18 protein-coding genes are annotated in these 21,679 nt (G+C 60.4%); 3 read left to right on the forward strand and 15 right to left on the reverse strand.

The window, feature by feature from the left end:
• The first annotated feature begins 752 nt into the window (after positions 1–752).
• Positions 753–4,136, forward strand: a complete 3,384-nt coding sequence (locus tag AC3AYF_RS05705) for a DEAD/DEAH box helicase (RefSeq protein ID WP_295035830.1) — start codon at positions 753–755, stop codon at positions 4,134–4,136.
• Between the two features lie 72 nt (positions 4,137–4,208).
• On the opposite strand, the gene AC3AYF_RS05710 is transcribed toward AC3AYF_RS05705, so the two are convergent.
• The 3 genes from AC3AYF_RS05710 to AC3AYF_RS05720 all read right to left on the reverse strand — a co-directional run bounded on the left by AC3AYF_RS05710 (position 4,209) and on the right by AC3AYF_RS05720 (position 7,151).
• Positions 4,209–5,705, reverse strand: a complete 1,497-nt coding sequence (locus AC3AYF_RS05710) for a hypothetical protein (RefSeq protein WP_295035831.1) — start codon at positions 5,703–5,705, stop codon at positions 4,209–4,211.
• Positions 5,706–6,207: 502 nt separating this feature from the next.
• Positions 6,208–6,726, reverse strand: a complete 519-nt coding sequence (locus AC3AYF_RS05715; protein ID WP_365676812.1) for an RES family NAD+ phosphorylase — start codon at positions 6,724–6,726, stop codon at positions 6,208–6,210.
• On the reverse strand, positions 6,723–7,151 hold the full coding sequence (locus AC3AYF_RS05720) for a DUF2384 domain-containing protein (RefSeq protein ID WP_295035833.1): 429 nt from the start codon (positions 7,149–7,151) through the stop codon (positions 6,723–6,725). The genes AC3AYF_RS05715 and AC3AYF_RS05720 overlap by 4 nt, the downstream gene beginning before the upstream one ends.
• A gap of 175 nt (positions 7,152–7,326) precedes the next feature.
• Here AC3AYF_RS05720 and AC3AYF_RS05725 point away from each other — a divergent pair, with 175 nt between their 5' ends.
• Positions 7,327–7,596, forward strand: coding sequence for a hypothetical protein (locus tag AC3AYF_RS05725; RefSeq protein WP_295035835.1), 270 nt, complete (start codon positions 7,327–7,329; stop codon positions 7,594–7,596).
• 23 nt (positions 7,597–7,619) lie between these two features.
• On the opposite strand, the gene AC3AYF_RS05730 is transcribed toward AC3AYF_RS05725, so the two are convergent.
• Genes AC3AYF_RS05730 through AC3AYF_RS05750 form a run of 5 tightly spaced genes read right to left on the reverse strand, consistent with a single transcriptional unit; the run spans position 7,620 to position 12,326 of the window.
• A complete protein-coding gene (locus AC3AYF_RS05730; protein WP_295035837.1) occupies positions 7,620–9,143 on the reverse strand; it encodes a conjugal transfer protein TraG N-terminal domain-containing protein in 1,524 nt (507 codons plus the stop codon).
• Positions 9,140–9,517, reverse strand: coding sequence for a hypothetical protein (locus AC3AYF_RS05735; protein ID WP_295035839.1), 378 nt, complete (start codon positions 9,515–9,517; stop codon positions 9,140–9,142). Before AC3AYF_RS05735 ends, AC3AYF_RS05730 begins: the two co-directional genes overlap by 4 nt.
• Positions 9,517–10,944, reverse strand: coding sequence for a hypothetical protein (locus AC3AYF_RS05740; RefSeq protein ID WP_295035845.1), 1,428 nt, complete (start codon positions 10,942–10,944; stop codon positions 9,517–9,519). Before AC3AYF_RS05740 ends, AC3AYF_RS05735 begins: the two co-directional genes overlap by 1 nt.
• Before the next feature lie 3 nt (positions 10,945–10,947).
• Positions 10,948–11,901, reverse strand: a complete 954-nt coding sequence (locus AC3AYF_RS05745; RefSeq protein WP_295035847.1) for a TIGR03756 family integrating conjugative element protein — start codon at positions 11,899–11,901, stop codon at positions 10,948–10,950.
• Positions 11,898–12,326, reverse strand: coding sequence for a TIGR03757 family integrating conjugative element protein (locus AC3AYF_RS05750; protein ID WP_295035849.1), 429 nt, complete (start codon positions 12,324–12,326; stop codon positions 11,898–11,900). Before AC3AYF_RS05750 ends, AC3AYF_RS05745 begins: the two co-directional genes overlap by 4 nt.
• 121 nt (positions 12,327–12,447) lie before the next feature.
• Between AC3AYF_RS05750 and AC3AYF_RS05755 the strand changes: the two genes are divergently transcribed.
• Positions 12,448–13,422 (forward strand): hypothetical protein, encoded by a 975-nt coding sequence (locus tag AC3AYF_RS05755; RefSeq protein WP_295035851.1) that lies wholly within the window; start codon positions 12,448–12,450, stop codon positions 13,420–13,422.
• A gap of 490 nt (positions 13,423–13,912) precedes the next feature.
• Here the strand turns inward: AC3AYF_RS05755 and AC3AYF_RS05760 are convergent, their stop codons facing one another.
• From AC3AYF_RS05760 to AC3AYF_RS05790, 7 genes are read right to left on the reverse strand one after another with little or no spacing between them, the layout of a single operon-like run.
• Positions 13,913–14,686, reverse strand: coding sequence for a DsbC family protein (locus tag AC3AYF_RS05760; RefSeq protein ID WP_295035853.1), 774 nt, complete (start codon positions 14,684–14,686; stop codon positions 13,913–13,915).
• Positions 14,683–15,345, reverse strand: coding sequence for a hypothetical protein (locus AC3AYF_RS05765; RefSeq protein ID WP_295035855.1), 663 nt, complete (start codon positions 15,343–15,345; stop codon positions 14,683–14,685). Before AC3AYF_RS05765 ends, AC3AYF_RS05760 begins: the two co-directional genes overlap by 4 nt.
• Positions 15,315–15,869, reverse strand: coding sequence for a DUF2726 domain-containing protein (locus AC3AYF_RS05770; protein ID WP_071232245.1), 555 nt, complete (start codon positions 15,867–15,869; stop codon positions 15,315–15,317). The genes AC3AYF_RS05765 and AC3AYF_RS05770 overlap by 31 nt, the downstream gene beginning before the upstream one ends.
• Positions 15,862–18,819, reverse strand: a complete 2,958-nt coding sequence (locus AC3AYF_RS05775) for a conjugative transfer ATPase (protein ID WP_295035857.1) — start codon at positions 18,817–18,819, stop codon at positions 15,862–15,864. The genes AC3AYF_RS05770 and AC3AYF_RS05775 overlap by 8 nt, the downstream gene beginning before the upstream one ends.
• On the reverse strand, positions 18,819–19,313 hold the full coding sequence (locus AC3AYF_RS05780) for a TIGR03751 family conjugal transfer lipoprotein (RefSeq protein ID WP_295035858.1): 495 nt from the start codon (positions 19,311–19,313) through the stop codon (positions 18,819–18,821). Before AC3AYF_RS05780 ends, AC3AYF_RS05775 begins: the two co-directional genes overlap by 1 nt.
• Positions 19,276–20,784, reverse strand: coding sequence for a TIGR03752 family integrating conjugative element protein (locus tag AC3AYF_RS05785; RefSeq protein WP_487779505.1), 1,509 nt, complete (start codon positions 20,782–20,784; stop codon positions 19,276–19,278). Before AC3AYF_RS05785 ends, AC3AYF_RS05780 begins: the two co-directional genes overlap by 38 nt.
• On the reverse strand, positions 20,781–21,638 hold the full coding sequence (locus AC3AYF_RS05790) for a TIGR03749 family integrating conjugative element protein (protein WP_295035859.1): 858 nt from the start codon (positions 21,636–21,638) through the stop codon (positions 20,781–20,783). Before AC3AYF_RS05790 ends, AC3AYF_RS05785 begins: the two co-directional genes overlap by 4 nt.
• Positions 21,639–21,679 lie beyond the last annotated feature (41 nt).

Genomic DNA, 21,679 nt, shown 5'->3' on the forward strand with positions numbered 1-21,679 from the left:
CCCTGCCTTGGCTAGATGCCACGGACGGCCTTGTACTGATGCCATGGTCTAAGTGACTGGCACTTCAGAGAACATTAATTTACATTCTTAACATTCAGCAATGAGCATGGGGTCGCTCATCCCCACGATGCAATGGGCTGGTCAGCTGCATCGGCTAAGGCCGCTTTCGACCCAAAGCGGACATGGCGATATAGAAATCGGGCTCCAAGGTCTGGGAGTGGTCGCATTCTTGCCGAGCGTCCCATAAAGACAGTAAAGGAGAAAGTCATGGGAATTAAACCAGGGCCGAAAAGAACTGCTAAATCAACCGGAAAGCCAGACAGGTGTCAACGCGATAACAAAAGCACTCCTGGAAATACGAAATCGCTTAAACCTCATAAACACAAACCAGGTGATTAATAGGGAGGTTGACAACTTCTGGAATTAAGTGGTCGTTGCTTTTTACACGAAACTTCATCAAGTGAATGCTCATGAATAGACCAAAGCGGGCAAGACCGCCAAAGCCACCAGATAGGCCGCAGAACCCAAGACCACCAAGGCCGCCAGGGAAAAGCGAATGGGTAAAAGCTCATTGGCGTTACGATTACAACAGCGGTCGATGGGAGTGGGTTTTAGGCCACTGGCGCAAGTAACGGAACTCCTAACAATATGTTGCAGTGCTTTTCGGCACCTAGGGTGCCCCCATCGGACAGTCTAGGGAACCTGCGAATAAGCCCTGGCTCATGGGAGGAAGCTATATCGGAGGGAACTGAGTGGTATCGAACATCGCCTACCATGGTCGGAACACGACCTTCGACGTGCCTGACGCCTTTAAGTTTGATGGTGTCGCCTATGATGCGGACATTAAGTTCCTTGAAGCCCTTCCTGTGTGGAGCGGAACTCCGAAGGGCCTATCCCTCTGGCAGAACCAGAAGCAGGCAATAGCTCTCGGCGCCGCCTACGTCCGCGTCTCGCAACCAACGAGCGAACGCGAAGGCGCCCTCATCAAAATGCCGACAGGTAGCGGAAAATCGGGGGTCATCGCCGTGCTGACACGATGCCTCCCCAAGGTCCGCCGCGCGCTGGTACTAACGCCCCGGGAAGGCTTGGTTCAGCAAATGCACGCCGACATCCGGCGCAGGTTTTGGGTGAACATGGGATGCGCAGAGCCGGGTGACGAGGTCTGGTCAGGCCCTGGCGTCGAGCCGACGTCGATCGAGATTCTGCTGCCGAACAGCACTCGAACCAAAAAGATTTGCAACATGGTGGTCGATAGCGATCGAACGGTCCTTGTCGGCACCCTCCAGGCTCTCGACAAGATCCGGACGGACCGAGATAAGCTGAAGCGCAAGGGTGCCGGCGGTCAGCTGGAGGACGCAAAGGTGGCGGAACTCGCCCGGCTGGACCGCATCCTTGAGCTGCTAGGCACGTTCGACCTTGTCGTCGTGGACGAGGGTCACTACGAGCCTGCGCCGTCGTGGAGCCGGAGCGTCAGAGAACTCGCGCTGCCAACTATACTGCTTAGCGCTACCCCATTCCGCAACGACTACAAGCTTTTCACCGTACGCGGCTCGTTCGCCTACAACTTCTCGTTTCCGAAGGCGGCTGAAGCCAAGATCGTGAGGGAAGTGCACTTCGCCACGCTGGACTCGCAGGACGGCAGCGCGACGGCCATCGACTCCTCTAACAAGGATACCGACCAAGAGCTAACCGACGGCGATGCATCGGCCATCAAGACCTTTGCTACCCAGCTGCTCGAACTTGCTCCGCAGCTCACCAAGGACCACCCGGCTGGAGCCAAAATCATCGTTCGCGCCGCATCATGGAGCGCTCTCGCGGCGTTGCAGCCCCTCCTCGCGGGAAGCCGGAAAGCGAACGCGGTGCTGATCCATGACCAGGTGGGCAAGGGTGAAAACCGCAAAGGGCATCCACTTCGCTTCGTCACGGTTAGGGAGGCGCAGAACAAGGCTGAAGAAGCGACGTTCTGGCTGCACCAGACAAAACTGCTTGAAGGCATCGACGATCCGATGTTCGTCGCGGTCGCGATACTGGACGATTTCACGAACGAACGCCAGTTGGTGCAACAGATCGGCCGCGTACTGCGCTCGACCGATGCGAAGCGCCAGCAGATCCAGACGGCGACGGTGGTCGCACGCAACGCCGAACAGTTCGCACGTCTCAAGACCAGTTGGGAACAATACCTGGCCTTCGAAACCGCAGGAGAGGAGAGCCTAGCCAGCATCATTCCCGGCGAGGCCTATTTGCCCGAGAAGATCGTCCCGGGAATGCCCGATCAACAGTACGTCGACGGGAGCTTCCGCCAGAGACTTCCAGTAACAGGTCCGCTGCACCGTGAAGATCTTTTGGTCCCCCGCCGCGCCGCGATCTTCACCATCGGTCCGGACTTCGACGCGACCCTCGCGGAAACCGAGACCCGCGAGGGCATCCTCGCCCGCAACCGCTTCGTGGTCCACCCTGTCACCGGCTTACCTAAAGATGTCTGGGGCTGGACCTTCTTTACCGTCGACGAAAGCCCCTACCTTAGCCGCCACTTCGTTACTGAATGGCAGTTTGGGGTCACGTTGATGGTGCGGATCAACGACCGACTGTTTGTGTTCGACACTGACGGTGTGCCGTTCGACGCCAGCAAGATCGGCGTCACGCGGCTGGACAGGCAGATCCTCGTCCGGCTCTTCGGCCCGAGCAGCAATGATCGGAAGGTCCGCATCACCAAGTTGGCTGCCGCGTCGCTGGAAATGGCAGACCGCGCGATCCGAACGACGACGACAAGCACCGCATCTTTCGAGGACACGTTTACGGACTTGCTGGATGCGGTGCTGCTTCCAACCAACGTCGCGGGATATGTCGGCGGTACTGCCCGCTATCTAGGCCTTAGCCGCTCCAAGGTCACCGACGCAAGCGTCCGCCGCGTCGGCGTCGATGACTACGTGAAGTGGGCTACCAACATCGACCGCGAACTCACCGCAGTGACGGTGGGCAACCGGGTTTTTGATCGTTTCGCGCAGCTCACAACACCGGACCCCGACAAGGCGATAGAGCCCCGAAATATTCTGCTCGACCTGCAGCCACTTGACGATTTTGGAGTGTTCATTGCCGACCGCGATGGTCAGCCGTCGACGCCGATGGCGCCGTCCGTGCTCGACCTCTGCGCCGACATCGACGCTGGCCAATTCCAGATAACGATGATCGACGGCAACAAGGTCGGCTGCTCGATCAGCTACAATCCCAAGTCCGGCCGCTACGCGATCTCAAGCGACGAACTCAACGCCATCTTCCAGCAAGGACTCTCCGCGTCGGGTACGGTCATGACGCTAACCGAGAGAATCAATGCCGAGCAGGCGTTTCGCGTCCTTACCGACGAGGCCGATAAGGTTTACATGCATGGCAAATGGGCCAAGGCGCGGGAGATTGTGTCGGACGGGCGTGTCCCGGCCCTCGATGTCGCTGTTGTCGTGGAGGCGCTGAGGGACACGTTCGTGGAGAAGGGAGAGGACGCATGGGCGAACGGCAACGTCACCAAGTGGCACAAGGAGTCGATTTTCGGACTGACTGCCAAATACATCGGCCTCACCGGCCCGGCGCCCGACGAATACGCCAAGGCGCTGCGGGAGTTCCCCCTTGTCCTCCTTGACGACGACGGCCAAGAGATGGCCGACTTCATTCTGGTCTCAGACAGCAAGGTGGTGCTGCTCCACGCAAAGGCTCTGGGGAAGGACGACGGTGACGAAAGCGCCTCCGTGACGGCTATCCAGGAGGTCGGGCGCCAAGTGGCGGCATCGCTGGGGTTCTTCCTGACCTCGTCGCCCCAAATCGAAAACGGCCGGTGGCAGCGCGCCTACACCGCGAACAAGACCACCATCCCAGCGCCAGCGTCGGGAAGCATCCGCATCTTCCGCAACAGTGAAGGGCTCGCTCCCGAGGACGTTGCCGATAGGGTACGCGCTGCGTTGCGTGATCGCCGCATCGCCAAGGAGGTCTGGCTGGTCGCAGGCCGGTTGCTAAACATAGAGACTGCGCGCGAACGTGCGCTGGCGAGCACGCTGAACAACCGGACGCGGCAACTGATCATGTACATCGACGGCCTGTCGACGACATGCGGCCGCGCGAACGCCAGGCTGAGGATCTTCGCGCATTAGGGTAAACGAGCGTCTGCTGTTGGCCGAAATGCGATCCAAAGCAGTCACCAACCTGCATTCAGGCTACAGCCGCTAAGCAGTTGCCTGTGGCAAGAAGTGGTGTTCGAACGTCTTAAGCAACGATGCATCATTCACATCTTTGACCGCGATGCGAAGTGCGTCGCCCTCTACCACCATGATCTCGAATTTCTTGGCATTGGCCAGCCGTGTCTTCTCGATCCGTTCGTGCGCCTGCGCGGACAACGCGCCGCTGGTCCATAGTTCGAACCGTGGTAGCGGGCTTGACCAGCCCAGACTTTGAAGATGATGGCGCACCCGCGTGATGCGTTTGGTCAACCACAGACCGACTTCCTCATCATCGACCAAGGTACCGGGGGCAATCCCCTTGCATTCGATCATCTGCGCCATTATGCCTTCGTTCAGGTGATACACATCCACTTCGGCATTGCCGTCTTCGCACTTACAAATCTTGTTCAACTTAACCGGCCCCGAGGCCGTTTTGCGCACGACCTCGGCCACTAATAATTCGAAGAAGGCGCCCCGCATGTTGCCGACCGCTCCTTCCAGTTTGCCGAGCTTGGAGAAGATCTGATCGAATTTCCCAGGATCTACAACGCCCTTTGCGGCCTCATTGAGCGTCTGGATTAGCTCACGAAAGCCCTCAGCCACGTCATCGCCGAAGAGTGACTTGGGGGTGGCCGGCATGATGCCGGCCGAGCGCAAGGCTTTGAATGCTTCCGCGTCGTAGCCCTGTGCCACCAGGATAAACATCGTGCGTCCGATGTTCTTCAGCGCATTTAGTGACCGCACTTTGTGTAGGAATGGCTCGACATGCTTGAGCTGTGCGTTCTCGATCAACAACACATCGCACACGACCCAGCCGGGCTTAACCCCTTTGTCCTTTTGCCGAGTCAATACGGACGTGAGATAGCTGGGCGCGGTCAAGTCCCAGGCAAACGTGCCCACGCGGGGCAGCTCCGCCCCCCGCGTCTGGACGGTGTTGAAACTCACCATGGCCAAACGTCGCAGCCATTCCCGAACGCTGTCGAGCAGAATGTTTTCCGCGATGAGACGAGATCGGGTGGCAGCGGCCAGTTCATCCAAGCTTTGCTGATGACGATCATATGTCTTCTTGGTCATCACGCACGGTCCTAGCCCAGGCAACGCCTGTTCGACTAAAACATTCGCGGCGACCATACGGTCCAGCACCGTACGTGCGGAGAGTTGCTTCTTCTGAGCAATCGGCGCGCCGCAGGCGCCTAGGAAATGACCAAGCGGCACTACTCCGCGCGCCTGGACAGCACCCAAGGCCCGCGCATAGGGACCGTTGGTCGCGAAGATCGCGGCGTAAAGACTTTCCCAGTAGTGGGGAGACGCGTAGTCGTCCTGGTGATATAGAAATCGCGCCTTGCGAGCGAACGGCAAATGCGCAAGCCGTTTGATCTGTGGCGCGCCCCGGCTGACACGCTGACGCGCCGCGGCCGGCGACAACCCGCGGTGGGTTACTAGGTAGTCCGTCAGGTCCGTGCTCAAGCAAGGGCCGAGGGACTTGAGGGTGTCGGCCAACATGTAAAACGCTCCGATGTCACAGAGCGCTATTTATAACATTTCACTACGTGGATGGGATCCTTCGCTTTTGATTGTAAAATAAATGATTGTAAATCATATACTTAATATCGTAAAAGCGTCTCTATCAAAGGTTTGTGTCACAGTGCCTGCGTCACCATGATTTTGGATGCTGGTCGTAAAGACGGCCAGCCCGCTCGAACTGGCCGCTGCGAAACAGTCGTGGCGACGCAGTTAGTGGACTACCGTAGGCTTAGAGCACTTGCATATCGAGCCGAGGTAATCATCGGTACGTCTTCACTTCGCCGAAAGCTGACACTGAAGGTGAGCTGAGTCACTTGGCCAAAAGCGGAAGACACGCGGTAGCGACTGAGCCGCCCTTTGGCCCTTTCCCTCGCCCGGCCCTTTGGGGTTGACCTGTTCAAACAACCGGATAACCCCCTTCCCCTTACTCACCCTTCCCTTCCTATCCTTTTGCCGTAGGCTTTTCCTTTTTCAGGAGGGCCTATATCCAAGAGCTGGAATCGCGCGGCAGTTGGCCATGAGGGTCGTAGGCAACGAGTCTATCCGTGTCGGTCAGCGCTTCGGTAAAAAGAACCAGGTTCGTGCCCTCGGGCTTCGCTTGGGAAGGAAAGAGAGCACCCTTGCCGCCGGTTTCAAGAATCGCATCACCAATAAGCCAGGACGGCGGCTCGACCCGCTGGTTGAACCAGATACGGCGCCAGTCACAGTAAAGTTCCTGCCACAAAGGATCCCAGGCACTGCTGTAGCCCTGCCGGAAGTCGACCAAGTCAGTGACCTCCAGTTCATAGCTCACGATCAAGCCCGGCGGCATTAGCGCAGACAGCTGCTTGTATTCTGCGATAGCCGTAGCCTCATCAAGCGCTAGATAGAGCGCCGGCAACCCTACCCTGTTCAACCTTCCTCCGTGCTCTCCCGCGCCTGCACCGCTCGTCGGCATGAATGACCATTTGGGGTCATGAACGCGGTAAGTCACCGACGTGAACTGTGCGAGCCTGATCACCCGACTACCCCAGCCTGCAAGGCTCGGATGTAACGCAGCAGATCTTCGCTCCGCCCATCGCTGACCAACTGCTCCGCAGTCTGGTAATCGAAGGTGCTGATAGGCTCGTTGCGGAACCAGAACAAGGCATCGTGGAAATTGCCATTGATATCGGTCGCTGCTGCCAGTACGCGAATGGCATCGCGCAGAAAGGTTTGGAGCTTTTCCGCACCCGCCGCGCGAGCTATCGTCGTGCGGTGAACGTGCGCTCGGCTGGCCAGCACCTGGACATCCATGCTGAGAGCGCTGGCGAATAGGCGCGGGCTGATGATGGGTTGCCCGCCGGGGCGCGCCGCCGTCCTGAGGTCCTCGACAAAACGGTCAAAGCTATCCGGTGCCCGGTAGGCGCTCGGCTCAGTAGGCTCACGCAGAGCTTCGGTACCCATGACACTCTCCTCGGCGTTTTGGCGCGCCATAAATGCATCACAAATGCATCATAACAGCTTTCCATTGGTTCATCATGCAGGTACGTGACTTCCCCGCATGGAGATGCTGGAACCATTGCACTGGAGTAGCTACAGCGCTAGGCTGGCGTTATCAGATACTGTGGGAGAAAAATCCATGAAGCTCACAGAACTTGTCACTACTGCGAGAGGCCGCAAGGCAACTGCCAAGCTCGCGTGGGACCTCGGCAAGATCACAGGCAAGGTCGCCGTTGCAGGTACTGCTGGATTCTTGGGCGCAATGGCCACTGGTTACTCCTCTCATCGAGATGAACCAGAAGAAGATTGGTTCGCAGATACCAACTTTGAAGTGATAGAGGACGGACATCACCCTGCAGGTCCTGAAGGTGCAGGTTATTACGTCAACGGTTTTAGAGTCGGGGATTGAACGCCCCGACTCCTGAAAACTCCCTATTTCCCCTTGGTTGCGATACTTTCAGCCGTCTTGCTGGCCTTGTCTCCCGCACCTTTCGCCCCGCTGGCTCCATCGCTTAGCATTTTCCCAACTCCCTGACCCACGTTCATTCCAGCCCACGCGAGGGTTGCAACCCATATCCCCGGCAAAATCAGGAACGTCGCCCACTCAACGAAGATCAGCACCAGCTTGTCGTAACCGTTCTGCGCCGCTGCGACGAACGACATCTTGGCGGCATCCGAGCTGTAGAGCAGATTGATCAGATTTGAGTTGATCCAGCGTGCCAGCTCCCACCAGAAGGTCAGGAACCATAGCGCGAACAACCCGAAACTCGCTGTGCCAGCCACCTTGAACGAGTAGCCCGAGATCGTCATCACGAACGGCAGACAGATCACCACGGCCATGATCAGAATGTACTGCACCATCGGCAGCGCGCGCTTGAGCATGTCCATGCCGGCCTTGCCCAGCACTGCGCCCATAGCGCCGCCCACACCACCGGCAACCATGGACAGTCCATCCTCGATGCTCGTGCCATCCAGATTGCCATAGCCGGTGACAGCGATGTCCTGATTGCCATTGGCGGATCCGGCGCGCTGACTGATCAGACGCCGAATGACCTCTCCCTCTGCATCCGTGGACGAAAAGATCGAGCGAACGCCATCCCAGATACCCGGATCGACCTGTTCATGCAGACGGGCGTAAAGGCCGCTCTCGCCGTTCTCCCACCACTGCCGACAGCTCGGATAGCCGGGGCGCCCTGGGCCAGTGCCAGGACGTGCCTGGTCGCGATTGGCATCGTAGGGGAAGCCCGCGATCGGCCGGCCGGCATAGAACGAGTCGTAGTAGCCGGGAGTATCGAGGAAGTACTCGCTGCCGAGCCAATCGACGTCCTGTGCTTCGAGCGCCTCGATCGAGCCTCCTTGCTGGAACAACAAATTTCGCGCCGCGCCGTAGCACTGTTGCTGGAATTCGCCCAGTTCCCGCTTGAGTCCGGGATCGGTGATCTCCTGCGCATCGATCTCGGAGGTAATGGCCTGTAGATCCGGGCTGCAGGGAATGCTCGAGACGGCAACGTTGGTGACACCCTTAGAAACGGCATGCACGAGTGCCCACCAGAGAGGGATCTCGGCGGACTGGCCGTCGATCGAGTTGAGAGTATTGCTCCCCCACTGTCCCTGACCAATGACAGCGACACTGCAGGACTGACCACTGCCGTTGGTCCGCTCGACGGCGTTCACCGGGTTGAACGACAGACTCATCATCGGCACGCACGTGAAGACATAACAGATGACCATGGCATAGAGCCGGGTCTCGATGCGCGCGATCAACAGCACACCCTTGTTACCCTCGTCCTCCCCTTCCTGACGCACCTTGAACCACTCTGATACGATCAGGGCAACAAACGGAACCAGCGCCAGGCCGGTCTGCATCAGCGATGACCACAGGGCGTTATTCACGACCCAGCCGATCATCAGCATGACCATCTCGAAGTAGTCGCTGACGTTCAGCTCCGCGCTCATGATCTACCTCCCAGCCAGTCGAGCACGTTGAACAGCTCGATGCCGACCATGACGACCAACGTCAGGTTCTCGAGACGCTTGAGACGCTCACGCGCCGCCTCCCCTCCATCCCGATCCTCACAGAGACGAGCCAGGACACGCGGCTTCCAGAGTTTCAGCCAGGCCAGGATGAGTGCCGCATAGCAAGCCCAGCGCCACAGAAAGAGCCATGGCAGCGCGGCCTGCTTGGCAGCGGCGAAAGCTTCACGACTCCCCATCAACTGAATGGCCAGCGACACGACCACGCCGCTGAGCAGGAAGACACCGATCAAGGCGACCACGAACACCACAGGGGATGGCCACCGACGAGGATCGATCAGTTTTGTCGGGCGCATCACTCACCTCCCTGCAGCGGCCGGCCGCGCTCATCGAGCACCGGTGACGGGAGAGTGGTCTCGTCCGAACTGGATCCCACGGATCGATTGGCCGCGCGACGCAGTGCCTGCATGGCCGCATTGCTCGACAGCGATTTGCGGATCTCCATCTCGCTCTGCAGCAGTTCGATGTCGCGGTTGAAGGCATCGACCTTGCGGTCCAGCGCAGTCATCCCCTCGGGATTACCTTCGATGCCGGGATCACTGGATCCCGCGATCAGGGCACGTCGCGCCCACATGGCCTTGGTCAGGGTCCGAGCCAGCGCCATTTCGCTGGAGAGGCGCTGGGCCAGCAGCGGCCCCTGAGGATCGCTACGCATGGCCTCGATCACGCCGCGAGAGACAGCCAGGCCATTGCCGGCGGAGACGTCGTTGAGCTTCGACTGAGTGATCTCGCCGCCATTGAGCATGCCGACCAGTGTCTCGTGAATATCGCTCTGCTCGTCCTCGAGTTCGCGGATCAGCCCGGTACCGGCAATGGTCTCGGATTTCTCGCAACCGTCGCAGGAACGCAGCTCGGTATCGCCGACGATCTTCCTGGTCCACTCAGCGGCGGCGGAGGGCGATCCCCAAACGGTACACATGCCGCCCTGGCAGTCGTTGCCGCTAGCGCCTGAACCGCCACTGCCGCCGGCGATGCCACCACCGCCGACCCAATCCCCGCTCGAGGTCGCCACCGACCCCCAGCCATCGCCCCCACCGGATACCGACTCATCACTCGTGGGATCGGTGCGACCGTATAGCAGGTTGTATCCCGCCTTGGCCGTATCCTGGACCACTCGCATCGGCTGCTGACCACTGCCACCACGCTTCTGCCCGCCGACCCAGGTCCGGCCACCGTTGCCGGCCTGCGCTTCGGCTTGCTCCTGGGCTGAGACGGCATCCGTGTTGCCAGCGGCGATGTCCTGCCAGTTCTCGGCCATCGCCGCTTGCTGCATCTGGCCACCGATCGTGGCATCGGCCAGCTGCTCGGACATGCGCTGGCAGGAGAGCTTCGACTTGTCGAAATCGAGCCGACCCTGCATGACACCGTTGGTCAGCAGGTCGTATAGCGCCGGGTTGGAGCGCTGGATGATCATCGCGGGGAGGCTGGCCACCGCGCCAGTCGCGTTGGAGACAACGCTGCCCATCATGTTCTGGAAGCCGTTGGTGACGCCGTTGAGCTGATTGCTCACCGTCGATCCCACGTCAAAGTTGCCGCAGGTGGCATTGACGTCCCAGCTGACACCGAGTCCCTGCGCTCTGGGGCCATGTCCCAGCCCTGCCGAGGCACCAAACGGAGCGGCACCACCGATGTCGTAATAGAGGCTGTCCGCGGACTGCGCCTGAGCCAGCAGCGGTGTCGCGATAGCTACCGAGAGGGTCAGCGGAATTAGGGTTCGTTTCATGGCTTACTCTCCGGTGAAGTACAGCAGTTCCTGGCCGCGTTTCTTGCAACAGCGATAGGGCCGCCACAGCGCCCAGGCGTAGTCGCCCGGTTCCTGCAGCTGATCGTTCTCGCCACCGTCGGGAAAGGTCGAGCAGGACATGCGCATGTTGGGTGCCAGCTCCTGCCACTGGTGGGTCTCGGCATCACCCTCCTTGACCGGATCCGGCCCCCAGATGCCGTTGCTCTCTGAATCCCTTGCGATGAGGGGCTGATAGACGTGAGGCTGACCGCTGCGCGTCACGACGTCGGCAGCACGCTGCGCGGCCGTTGCCGCTACCTTGTAGTCGTGGGTCTGGGAGACGAAGCCACTGCGTGGGTAGATCGGGCTCCAAAGGTCGCCCACACTGCCCATCTCTCGCATGCCCGGTGTCAGCGCTTCGGGGTAGGCCATCTCCGGCACGCCAGAGCGCCAGGCCAGCGCATCGAGGGTCGAGATGAAGTACGGCATCAGTGGTTGGGAGTTGCTTTCGCAGAACCAGCCGAAGCCGCTGGCGAACCGATAGAACAGCTCCGAGGGATGGCCGATCGCGTCGACGTTCTTGAAATGCGTGTTCGAATGCTGCTGCGCGACGGACTCGCGCGCGGCTCCACCCCCCAGGGCGTCACCCGTCGGGGGCGACAGCATCGCGATCTCGGCCCAGGGATTATCACCGGTATTCTCGTAGGCGCTGACGACCAGTTCGGGGATGTAGTGCTTCACTCGGATCGAGGTTCGCACCGTGCAACCCCAGGCCGAACAGTAGAGCCAGGCGCACATGCCGATGACCTGGTAGTCGAGGCACTGGGTGCTCATTGATGACTGGAGAATCTCGGGCGTCGTGATCGCCTGCGCTCGAGGGGCGCTTGTCATGCTGGCCAGCCCGACGGTCAGCGCGAAGGCAACGGCAACAGGCAATGTGGTGAGAGAACGCTTCATGGTTGCTCTCCCCTCGCCTGTTCGATCTCCTCGAGCGCGCGTGAGATATCTGGCTCGCCGTACACCACGTACTGGCTGTCGACCACCACGGCCGGCACTCTCTCGATGCCCAGCATCCAGGCACGAGCCACACCCTGATAGAGCTGGCCATAGTCCTGCAGCGTCCGCTGCCACTCAGGGTCGTTCATGCGCGATTGCAGCATCTGCTTGGCCCGTGACGGGTCAGCGGGAAGATCCTGTGACAGCCGAGCGTCGAGACGCGCCGGCGCATCCAGCTCGACCACGGCAGCGGATGCCGGCACATTGACGACCGGCTCTCCCGCAATCGTAAACACCTCGACGCCGGCGACAGCGGTCTGCCCCCAGGCCAGCAGGCAGAGCGATGACAGCACGGCAAGTGGCCGCAACTGAGGGAAGATGGACATGGACGGGCTCCCAAGGCGGTATCAGCACACAGGTGTACCGGGTGGGAGGCCATGGGGCAGTAGAGAATGTTAAGCCGATCGGATAGGGTTTTGGCTGAACCCTCATCGGCAAAAGACAGCAGTGACAACCATCACCCATGCCTTCTGTTTAGAGCTTTCCCGCATCGTCACCGTCGACGAGGCGCGGTTCGAATATCTGTCATTGAGTGGGGAAAACCGCGAGCGCTTCCACTACTTCTGCACGAACCCAGATTGTCGTCGATCCGGCGTCCGGGTTTTTGGAGTGAATGATTACCGGCCTCTGGAAGACACCGAGGTTTTCAAGGATCCACACTTCCGTAAATCGAGGGATGTGCATGCTCAAGGGTGCCCTTGGGAAGCTGAGGACGTCGCGCCTATTCAGGGTGATGGCGAGACAGACGATGATTTTCGTCAACGTGTCGCCAAAGCCAAGGTAAGTGATTTTATCGAGCGGTTTACGCCACCCGGTTCGGAAGCGGGGAAAGATGTAGCGGGTAACAGCAGAAGTACTGATCCTTCAACGGACGAATCAAGGCGAAATACCCACGGGGCGCCATCTCAACGACACCACGAGCCAGGGATGCGCTCGACCACCGTTCTGGATCGACTAGTTACCTCTTATCGACAGGCTCGAAAGCGTCTTACATCCGACGAACTACGGTCCATACAACTTCATGTCGTCGGCATGGGCCAAATTCGGTTGGTGGATTACTTCAAGCCCCTCCGCTTCTGCTCGCTGGAAACTCGCCAGAGAGTGATATTTGGTGGAGCACGGTTCATTCGCCGCTGGGGAAAAGGTGTCGAGTTTCGCTTTTATGACAAGCTGCTTCATCGCAGAGAAGGCATAGAGCGCGAACATTATCCAGTAACACTCTACGTTTCTCCACGCCTTGTTGAGGAAGCACGGCACAGCAACTACTTCGAGGAGATTCTGAAGGAGCCGGAGAAACGGCGTTACTTCACAATTTATGCCTTGAGCCATTTGACTTTCAGCGCCAAACACGAATCTTTCTCTTTGGTCGTGGACGACCTCAAGAGTCTTTCTCTACTGAGAGGCCCCGACAAAGAACCATAGCTGAGCGGTATATTCAGTTCATGTGCGATAAGAGAGGAAAGATAGTAGGCATCAACGGCATCGAAGGTCTCAATAACCGGGTCGCTATGAATGGACTCAGGGAGCCTTAGACGGCCAGTGATCGCAATCGTCAATCCAAGCTCTTGATCTGCTGCAATCAGGTCGAGAGCCACATACTGCTCACTGGCACGATAGGTCCACAGAAGCCCAATATGGAAAGGCCCCGCGTTATCCATGATCTCGCGCTGTCTAGCCAACCAGGTATCCAGGGACGACGAGCTTTGAACAGCCCCACTCGAGCAGGCATGGATGGAGGGATGGCCAGGCTGCTCAGGGTGCCTCAGGTCAACGGGAATCGAATACCCTGGCCATTCTCTACCTAGGGCATCCCAGTCCCCCTCAAGCCATAACCGCAGGAACTTGGCCGGTTCGTCGTCATCGATCGCAAACTGCATGGCCTCAATGAATATCTGTCGCTGTCGCATCGGATTCATGAGCTGGATCTCCCGATCGCCTGAATCAGCTGTCGCGCGGGCACGTAGCCCTCGCCCATCTCGCCATTGGGAAGCACGATGGAGGGTGTCCCTTGCACCCCGAACTGCTGTCCCAGCGCAAAACCGTCATCAACGGCTGACTGGCAACTCTTCGACGGTCTGAATGCAAGAGCTTCGCCATGAAACGCACGGGTCATGGCCTCAGTGGGGGACTCGGAACAAAGCACCTGAGCCAACTGATTGGCCGCCTGTGAGTGCGCGCCGGCACGAGGGAACGGCACGTAGCGTACGGTGACTCCGGCTTGTGTCAGCTGAGCGATCTCCTGATGCAGCTTCTGGCAGTAGGGACAGGTCGTATCGGTGAAAACGGTGATGCGTCCGATCTCTTCGCCCTGGGCGGGATATTCCACCGTGCCTCCCTCTGGAATGGCATTCAGTTGGTCCAGCCGCTCCTGACGGTCGTGCTGCTCGGTGACGTTGACGAGTCCGTCGGGGCCGTTGTCGTAAAGACTCCCCACGACCATGTGACGCCCCTGAGCGTCGCTGTAAAACGTGTCACCGTTTCGCAGCCGCACCTCGTAGATTGGTCCATCCAGATCGACCCGCCGGACGGAGTCCGTCGTCACGGGCTGACCGTTGATTGTCAGATCTTGCAGCGCAGCGGGAGGTGTCGTGTCCGGCACATCAGGCACCGGAATACCGGTGGCCTGCGCCGATACGGGCATCATTAGGGTCAGACCGACAGCGTAAAGCAGGTTGTGAGCCTTCATCGCAGTGCCTCCAGGCATTCATGAACGGTGTCTCCGCCGTAGGTATCGATGGTCCAGCAATCTCCTAGGGTGATCGCCGGCAGTTCGAGTGACTCGTGGATATCCAGGTAGCGACAGCCATGCCGCAATGCTTCACTGACGTGTGCACGTCGGCTCGGCGAAAAGCCCTGCCGCTTGAGACGAGAAAACCGGTTACGCCCGATCTCGGGCGTGGCGTGCCCCTCAGTGGCGAATTCGCTCTGCGCCCACCAGTTGGCGACGTCCATCGACCAGGTGTTTCCACTCCCCTCCTCGAACACCAGGTCGAGCCGGTGGGTGATCTGGAAGTGACCGGGCGGCAACGCCGAGACGTCTACGCTCCAGTGAAAGGTGACTTCGCCAGCCTTCTGCCCCTCTGGCAGCGTGATGAAGTGACCCAGGTAGCAGTCGTCGGAGCCCCCCACGAAATACAGTCGATTGGGGTACGGCTGACGAAGGGTCCAGCCCGTCGCAGGAATGACGGGAGTGTCGAGCCAGCTCGCCGATACCGACAAGGTGATGTCCTCGAGCGCGACACCATCGAAGGGATCGACCTGCAGGACCGGGAGTAGATGCAGCGTGCGCGCTCTCGCGTCGAGGTTCATCGTGCTCACCGCGTCGTCGATCTGGAGTTGTGGCATGTAACCGACCCTTCTTTCGAGGTCGTGAGGTACGGCGACAAGCGTTGCTGGATCTCGCGCGCGTCGTAGCGACCGGAGGCCGCAAAGCGCAACAGCGGCACGCCCGCCGAAGCAAACGCATCATCAACAAAACGGTCCCGGCGTTTTCGGTCACGACGCTGATGGCTGCGGTCATCGAGTTCGATCGCGGCGAGAATTCTCCCACCGCGTGGCTCGCACACCACGAGATCGACATGCTTGGCGCTGATCAGCCGGAAGTAGCGCCACCACCGCTGATCGCGGCGATGCCGCTTGCGAAAGCGCACCTGCAGCACGTCAGCGATCCGGACCTTGCAGGCAATCAGGGCCGACGAGCCGGCGGCCCGCTGGACGGCGGCATAGAAAGCCTGCTCGGTTGGGGTGTTGAGCCGTTCCTGGGGGATGTAGGGGTAACGACGCCCGCCGGATACCAGCCGTTTGAGCTGCCACAGCGTGAAGACGACGATCACCAGCACCGTCGTGATGAGGACCAACATCTCAGCCATGCGAGGACTCTCCCGAAGCCGCCGTCTCCAGGCCACGAAGCCGATCCAGTTTCTCGGCAACCATGATGGCCGCATCGAGTTCGGTGCAGCCGTGCTCGCGCATGATCGCTGCCCGCTCCGCTTTCTCCTCCGGCTCGGTGCCGGCCAGCGATAGATAGAGACTGGGCGGCACGACACGGAACAGCGACTGCAGTCGGCCGCCCAGCACCACGCCTTCGGTGTACTTGCCCGACGCCTTGGTCGCCGACTCGACCAGCAGACGTTGATCGTCGGTCAGGGTCTTGAATCGGCCAACCTCAGCGATCTCGTTGGGCGGCATGTTGAGCAGCAACCACCACTCCATCATGTTGAGCATCTTGGCCGAGACGTCGGGAAAGTCCTTGACGTTCTGAGTCGCCAGCCAGAGCCAGTGGTTGAGCTTGCGCCCCATCTTGGCCACGCCGACCAGAAACGGCGCGAGAAGGGGGTTCGCCGTCAATAGGTGGCACTCGTCGATGACCTGGATGATGGGACGGCCGCTGTACTGATCGCGTTCCGCCATGGTGGTGATCATGTTGGTGATCGACATCACCGACAGGGCCAGCTGTGCCTCATAGCCGGGGTTGGCGTAGTGCGCCAGATCGATGATGGTGACGTCGCACTCCGGCCAGGCTTCACCGGGCTGGTTGAAGACCTGTCCGTCGAATCCATCACAGAACATGCCGATCCCCTCGCCCATCATGTAGGCGCGGTTACGGCGACCCTCGGGTAGATTGTCGTCCCGAGAAAGCGTGTAGAACGCCTGGCGAACGTCCTCGGAGAGGCACTGACGTCCCTCCTCGAAAGACTTCTCGGCGGCGATCATCACCGCATCGCGCACCATTCGATTATCGGCGCGCCGATAGTCGGCTTCCTCCTTGGGATCACCGCCGGTGATCATCAGGCGCGCCATCATCTCCATCTCGCCCAGCAGGTCGCGCTCGACGTCCTCCTCGTCGGACTCGTCCGTGCCGATCGCCTCGAGCAGATCATCTGGCGTTGCGGCCGGGTCGTCCGGAGACTCCCCATAGTCCTGACGATCGCGCACCACACGGCGCTCGCGCATTTCGGGATCCAGCAAGCGATGGGCGTCCGCGAAGGGAGGAAGCTTGGCATTCGCTCCTGGGGCGAGCTTGACCTTGTTCACCGACAGCCCCATGCGCTCGAAATAGTCGGCGAGCAGTCCGAAGCTATTGCCCTTCTCGATGATGAACAGGCGCGGCCGGCGCATCGCCACCACCTGCCCCAACATCGAGTTGAGCGTTGCCGACTTGCCGGCGCCGGTCGGGCCGAACACGAACATGTGAGCGTTCTGTTTACGATCGAGCTTATTGAGCGGGTCGAACGTCAGTGACTCGCCCCCGCGATTGAAGAAGCTGATACCGGGATGTCCCGTGCCCCTCGCCCGCCCGTAGAGGGGTGCCAGGTTGGCCAGGTGCTGCACGAAGTTGAATCGGGTGTACCACCGGTTATTGCGATCGATCTCGGGGTCGAAGTTCATCGGCAGCCAGCGCAGATAGGTATTGAGTGCAGCCACCTCGTTTTCGGGTTCGACGGGCTTGAGGTCGGCGGTGCTGAGCTGGGTCGTCAGATCCATGACGCGGCGATCCAGATCCGCCTCATCGTGGCCGCTGACGAAGAACGCCAGCGCCGACTGGTACATCTTGTGGTCCTTGCCGAGATACTTCCGCGCCTGTTGGCAATCCTCACGGACGTTCACCGCCAGTACGCTGTCGCCGACCGCCTTCTTGGCCAACTGATCGATGTGGCTTTCCAGGGGCTCCTGAGGGATGGCCACGATCGTCATGCACGCCTCGACGCCCAGTGGTAGCACGTCGAACGTGGCGTTGCGGATCGAGGTCTGGCCGCGCGAAATCTCGGCGGTCAAGTGGCCCACCTTGGGCACCTTGCGCAGTTCCTCGACAGGAATGACGCGCTGGGGCTCACCGTCGAAATACCAGAGCCCGGATCCCGCGTCTGCGCGTGGGGAGCTTGCCAGCATCCCCTCGGCCAGATCGTAGGACCAAAGCTGGATGTCGGGATCGTCACCCGGATAGTCGAACACGTCGTAGAAACGCTGGGGGTCGTCCGGTGAGAACGCCGGGCGCGGGTTGAAGCGCGGCATCATCCACCGGTGGAAATCACGACCGTCATAGCGCCGCACCGGCAGTCCGGCGCTGGCCAGCTTTGACTCCAGCTTGCCGTAGACATGGTTGAGCAATGCCTCCGGCGAGAGTCGCGATCGCTGCTCACCGAGTTTTGCCTTGTTCTTCCGGCTGGCCCAGCGATACAGCACCAGCCGCGTGCGCCGCGTCTGACCGCGCCAGGCGGTCTGGGTGATGATGTCATCTTCGAACAAACCGTCAGGACGCGAGATCGCCTTGAAATGCGCCTCCATGCTGGCCAGCCACGCTTTCGTGTATTCGGTGTCCCGAAGATCCTCCGGGATCGCGTCACGAATGCGCTGCAGGTCTTCCCGAGGGTCGGTGTCGTCCTTGGTGTAGAGCTGGACCACCCATTGATTGGCATCCAGCTCCGGCAGGCTGTCCTGCAGCGCCGCTTCGATCTGATCGCGCACGGCCTCCAGCGCCTCGAGCGAACGGCCTTCCGAGGGTGCGGGGGTGATTTCGGCAACGATCCCCAGCGAGACGCCATCCTCGAGCAGGAAACAGCCCGATTCGGGCAGGTACTCCGACCAGGGCAGTCGACTGGCGAAGGATGGCGCGCGCTCATACTGACGTCGAATGTCGCCGAGACTGGGCATCTTGCCGCGCGGCAACGGCATGGGCCGACCGGTTTCATCCGTCAGTAGCGCCCGTTCGTTAAGGGTTTCCTGACGACCCTCTGGAGCCTCTTCCAGCTCTTCTGCCGGGTTGACCTGGTGTCCCTTGGGTGGGAACAGGCGATTCATGAAAGCATTGAACGAGGACATCAACGCGTCCTCCCTGCCGGTCGCGCACCTTCGCCAGGCATCGCATATTGCGGCTTCTGGTACAGCGGAAAGACCGTCGAATAACCGGGCACCGGCACGCTCTGATCGCCGGCGAGGTGCGGGTAGATGTAGATCACGAGGTCCGGGTTGGGCAGGCGCGAAAATTGGCTATGAATCTCGTTGGCCGCCTCTCGGGTGTAGCGTGTGCGCTCGTCCACCATCTCGCCCGACGTGATCGGACGGCGCAACGATCCTCTTGCCGCCTCGACCGCCTGCTGACCGGTACTGCCGGTGGCCGTTGGGCCACTCTGTTCGCTGGACCCCTGCTCCCATAGCTCCTGCATGGTCATGCCGTTGGTCGGCATCAGCTCATCCTTGGAAGTCGCACAGCCCGAGATCAGCCCCAGGCCGACCAGGGCCAGGGCGGCGATCAAGACGCGCGCGACCGCGCGCTCTTCAGTCGAGCCCGACTGTGGTTGCGGTTGACGTGTCATAGCGCACCTTCCTCCCTTCGGTCTCGTAATCGATCGGCAGCTGCTTGTTGATGTGGATGGCCACGTTTTGGCCCGGCGGTACGTAAACCGCCGCGAAGGCCTCGCCATAGAGCTTATTGACCCACTCGCTCATATCGTTGACCCCCTGACTCAGGATCTGCCCCACGGCCTGATTGCCGCTCATGGCCTGCGAAATCGAACCGTCGCTGCCGAATGAAGTGATCGAGGTCGAATCATCATCGGAGAGCATCGTCGCCGCGCCGGCGCCGGCGGCCGTCAGCAGGCCCTGGGTGCCGAGATACTGCTGCGCGTTACTGCGCCGCATGCCGCTGATACAGGGGAGACCCGCTTGATCGCTCAGCCAACCAATAGAGTTTCCGCCTCCGATGGACTGGTTCTGGTTGCTGCCGCCGTTACTGTCACCACCGTTCTGGTTGACGTCGTCCGGCGACGGCACGGTGCGGATCGTGCCGTCCTCGAAAACGAAAGTCAGGCTGGTGATGTTTCCGCGCACGCAGGAAAGCGTCCAGTCGCCGGTCGCCGTGCCGCTGGCAACGGCAGCTTTCACTTCCGGCAACTCGATGCCGTTGGCCGTGAGGTTGTCCTTGCCGATCATCACCTTGAACGGGTAGGGATCGTTGACCGTGCCATCGACCGGCACCCGGCCCAAAAGCGCCGTCATGGCGAGCGAGCCCATGAGCGTCGAGTTCTCCGGGATCGTATAGACCGGTTCCACTGTCGAAGCATCCGGCTCGCCGGTCACTCGCGATTCAGCTGCACTCGATGCCCGGGAAGCCATGTCTCCCGCCGTTTCAGCGGCGGCCTTGAATGACGTGGGGAACGCTGGGCCATCATCACGACCGCTACGACTCGAGCGCCCCTCCTCCTGACGGCGATCCATCGGCTCGACCCAGGCGAGATTGCCACCGCCCGAATAGCTCCCCGATGGACCACCGCCGCCCTCGAGCCCCAGGCCGATCGGCATGTCGTCGTTGCCGGACTGGCCATCATTGCTGCTGCTGTCCTTGTCTGCCGGCACCAGACGGTCCAGGCGATTCTCGAAGCGGGACAGCAAGGACTGTTCGCTCTGCTCACGCGCCCGTTGTTGACGCTCACGCTCCTGCTGAATCGCCTCATTCACCGATCGGTCGACGTTGGAAGCACGCTCGGCGAGACGGTTGTTCTCCTCGACCAGGCTCTCCATTCGCTCCTGGTCACGTTGTCGCTGACGCTCCCAAGCATTCATCTTGCCCACCAGGGTGGCTACGGTGTCTTGTGACGAGTCACCACTGATACCGAGGGCATCCATCTCGTCCTGTGACAGCGTTCGGGTATCGTCCTGTGCAGCCTGCTGTTGATGTTGCCCCGCGTCATCACCGCCACTGCTGCAGCTCTTGATGACGATGATGATCATCCCGAAAACCAGCACGGGCACCCCAACCTTGAGAAGTGCGTTGCCCTGCAGTTTCATGAGTCACCTCCCTGCGACAGCGGCAGTGCCTTTGCCAGGGACAGGCCATTGGTCACAATGAAGACGGTGGTGGTATCCGCCACGCTGCCTCTAGGGCCCAGCGTGGTATGCATGAAAGTGGCGCTATAGAGATCACCCTGCAGCCAGCGCGGATCCAGCTCGAAGGTCCGCGCGGGATCTCGGTTGGTGAGTTTCACCGCCGTCACGGTCCAGCCATCGAGTTTCCATGCGGCCACCGGAGTCGCTGAGACAGGTAGCGAGGGCAACAGTGACGGCATGCTGTCCGGCAGTTGCATCGCGACCCGGTTGAGGCCCCTCACAGGCTCGATCGTTCGCGTCGGCGCGTAGAGTGACTGGGCGGCGAAACGGGTCAACACGACCGGCACGGGCGTCCCACCGGCAGACGATTCGGTGCGATCACGCTCGCCACCCTCGTTATCGGGTTCAGCCTCAGCGCTACCCGTGGCAGCCCCGGCGTTGTCATCCGGGAACACCACCTTGATGTCCTCGTCGCTCGCCCCGCTTTCCTTGGCGGTGAGATCGAACAGCACGACTTCATTGGTCTCGACGTCCTGAATACGCACACGTTGGGTATCGAACGCCTGACCGGCTTTGAGGTAGATCGCCCCACCCGCGCTCTGGACACGCAGCGTGTCGGGATCGGCGATTTCACGCGGAAGCCCCACACGCACGTTGCGATCGAGCACGATGACTCTCTCGGTACCGACCGGCAGGTCGACGTCGAGGGGCTTGCGGTCCCAGTGCAGAATCTCCACGGCATGGGCCTGGAGCGCCACACTCAACAGCGAGGCGCACAGGCCGCCTCTCAACAATGACGCCTTGAGGCGATTCATGACTCACCCTCCTGCTGTGGGATTTCCAGGCGCTGGGCCGG

It is taken from the genome of Salinicola sp. (assembly GCF_982684285.1).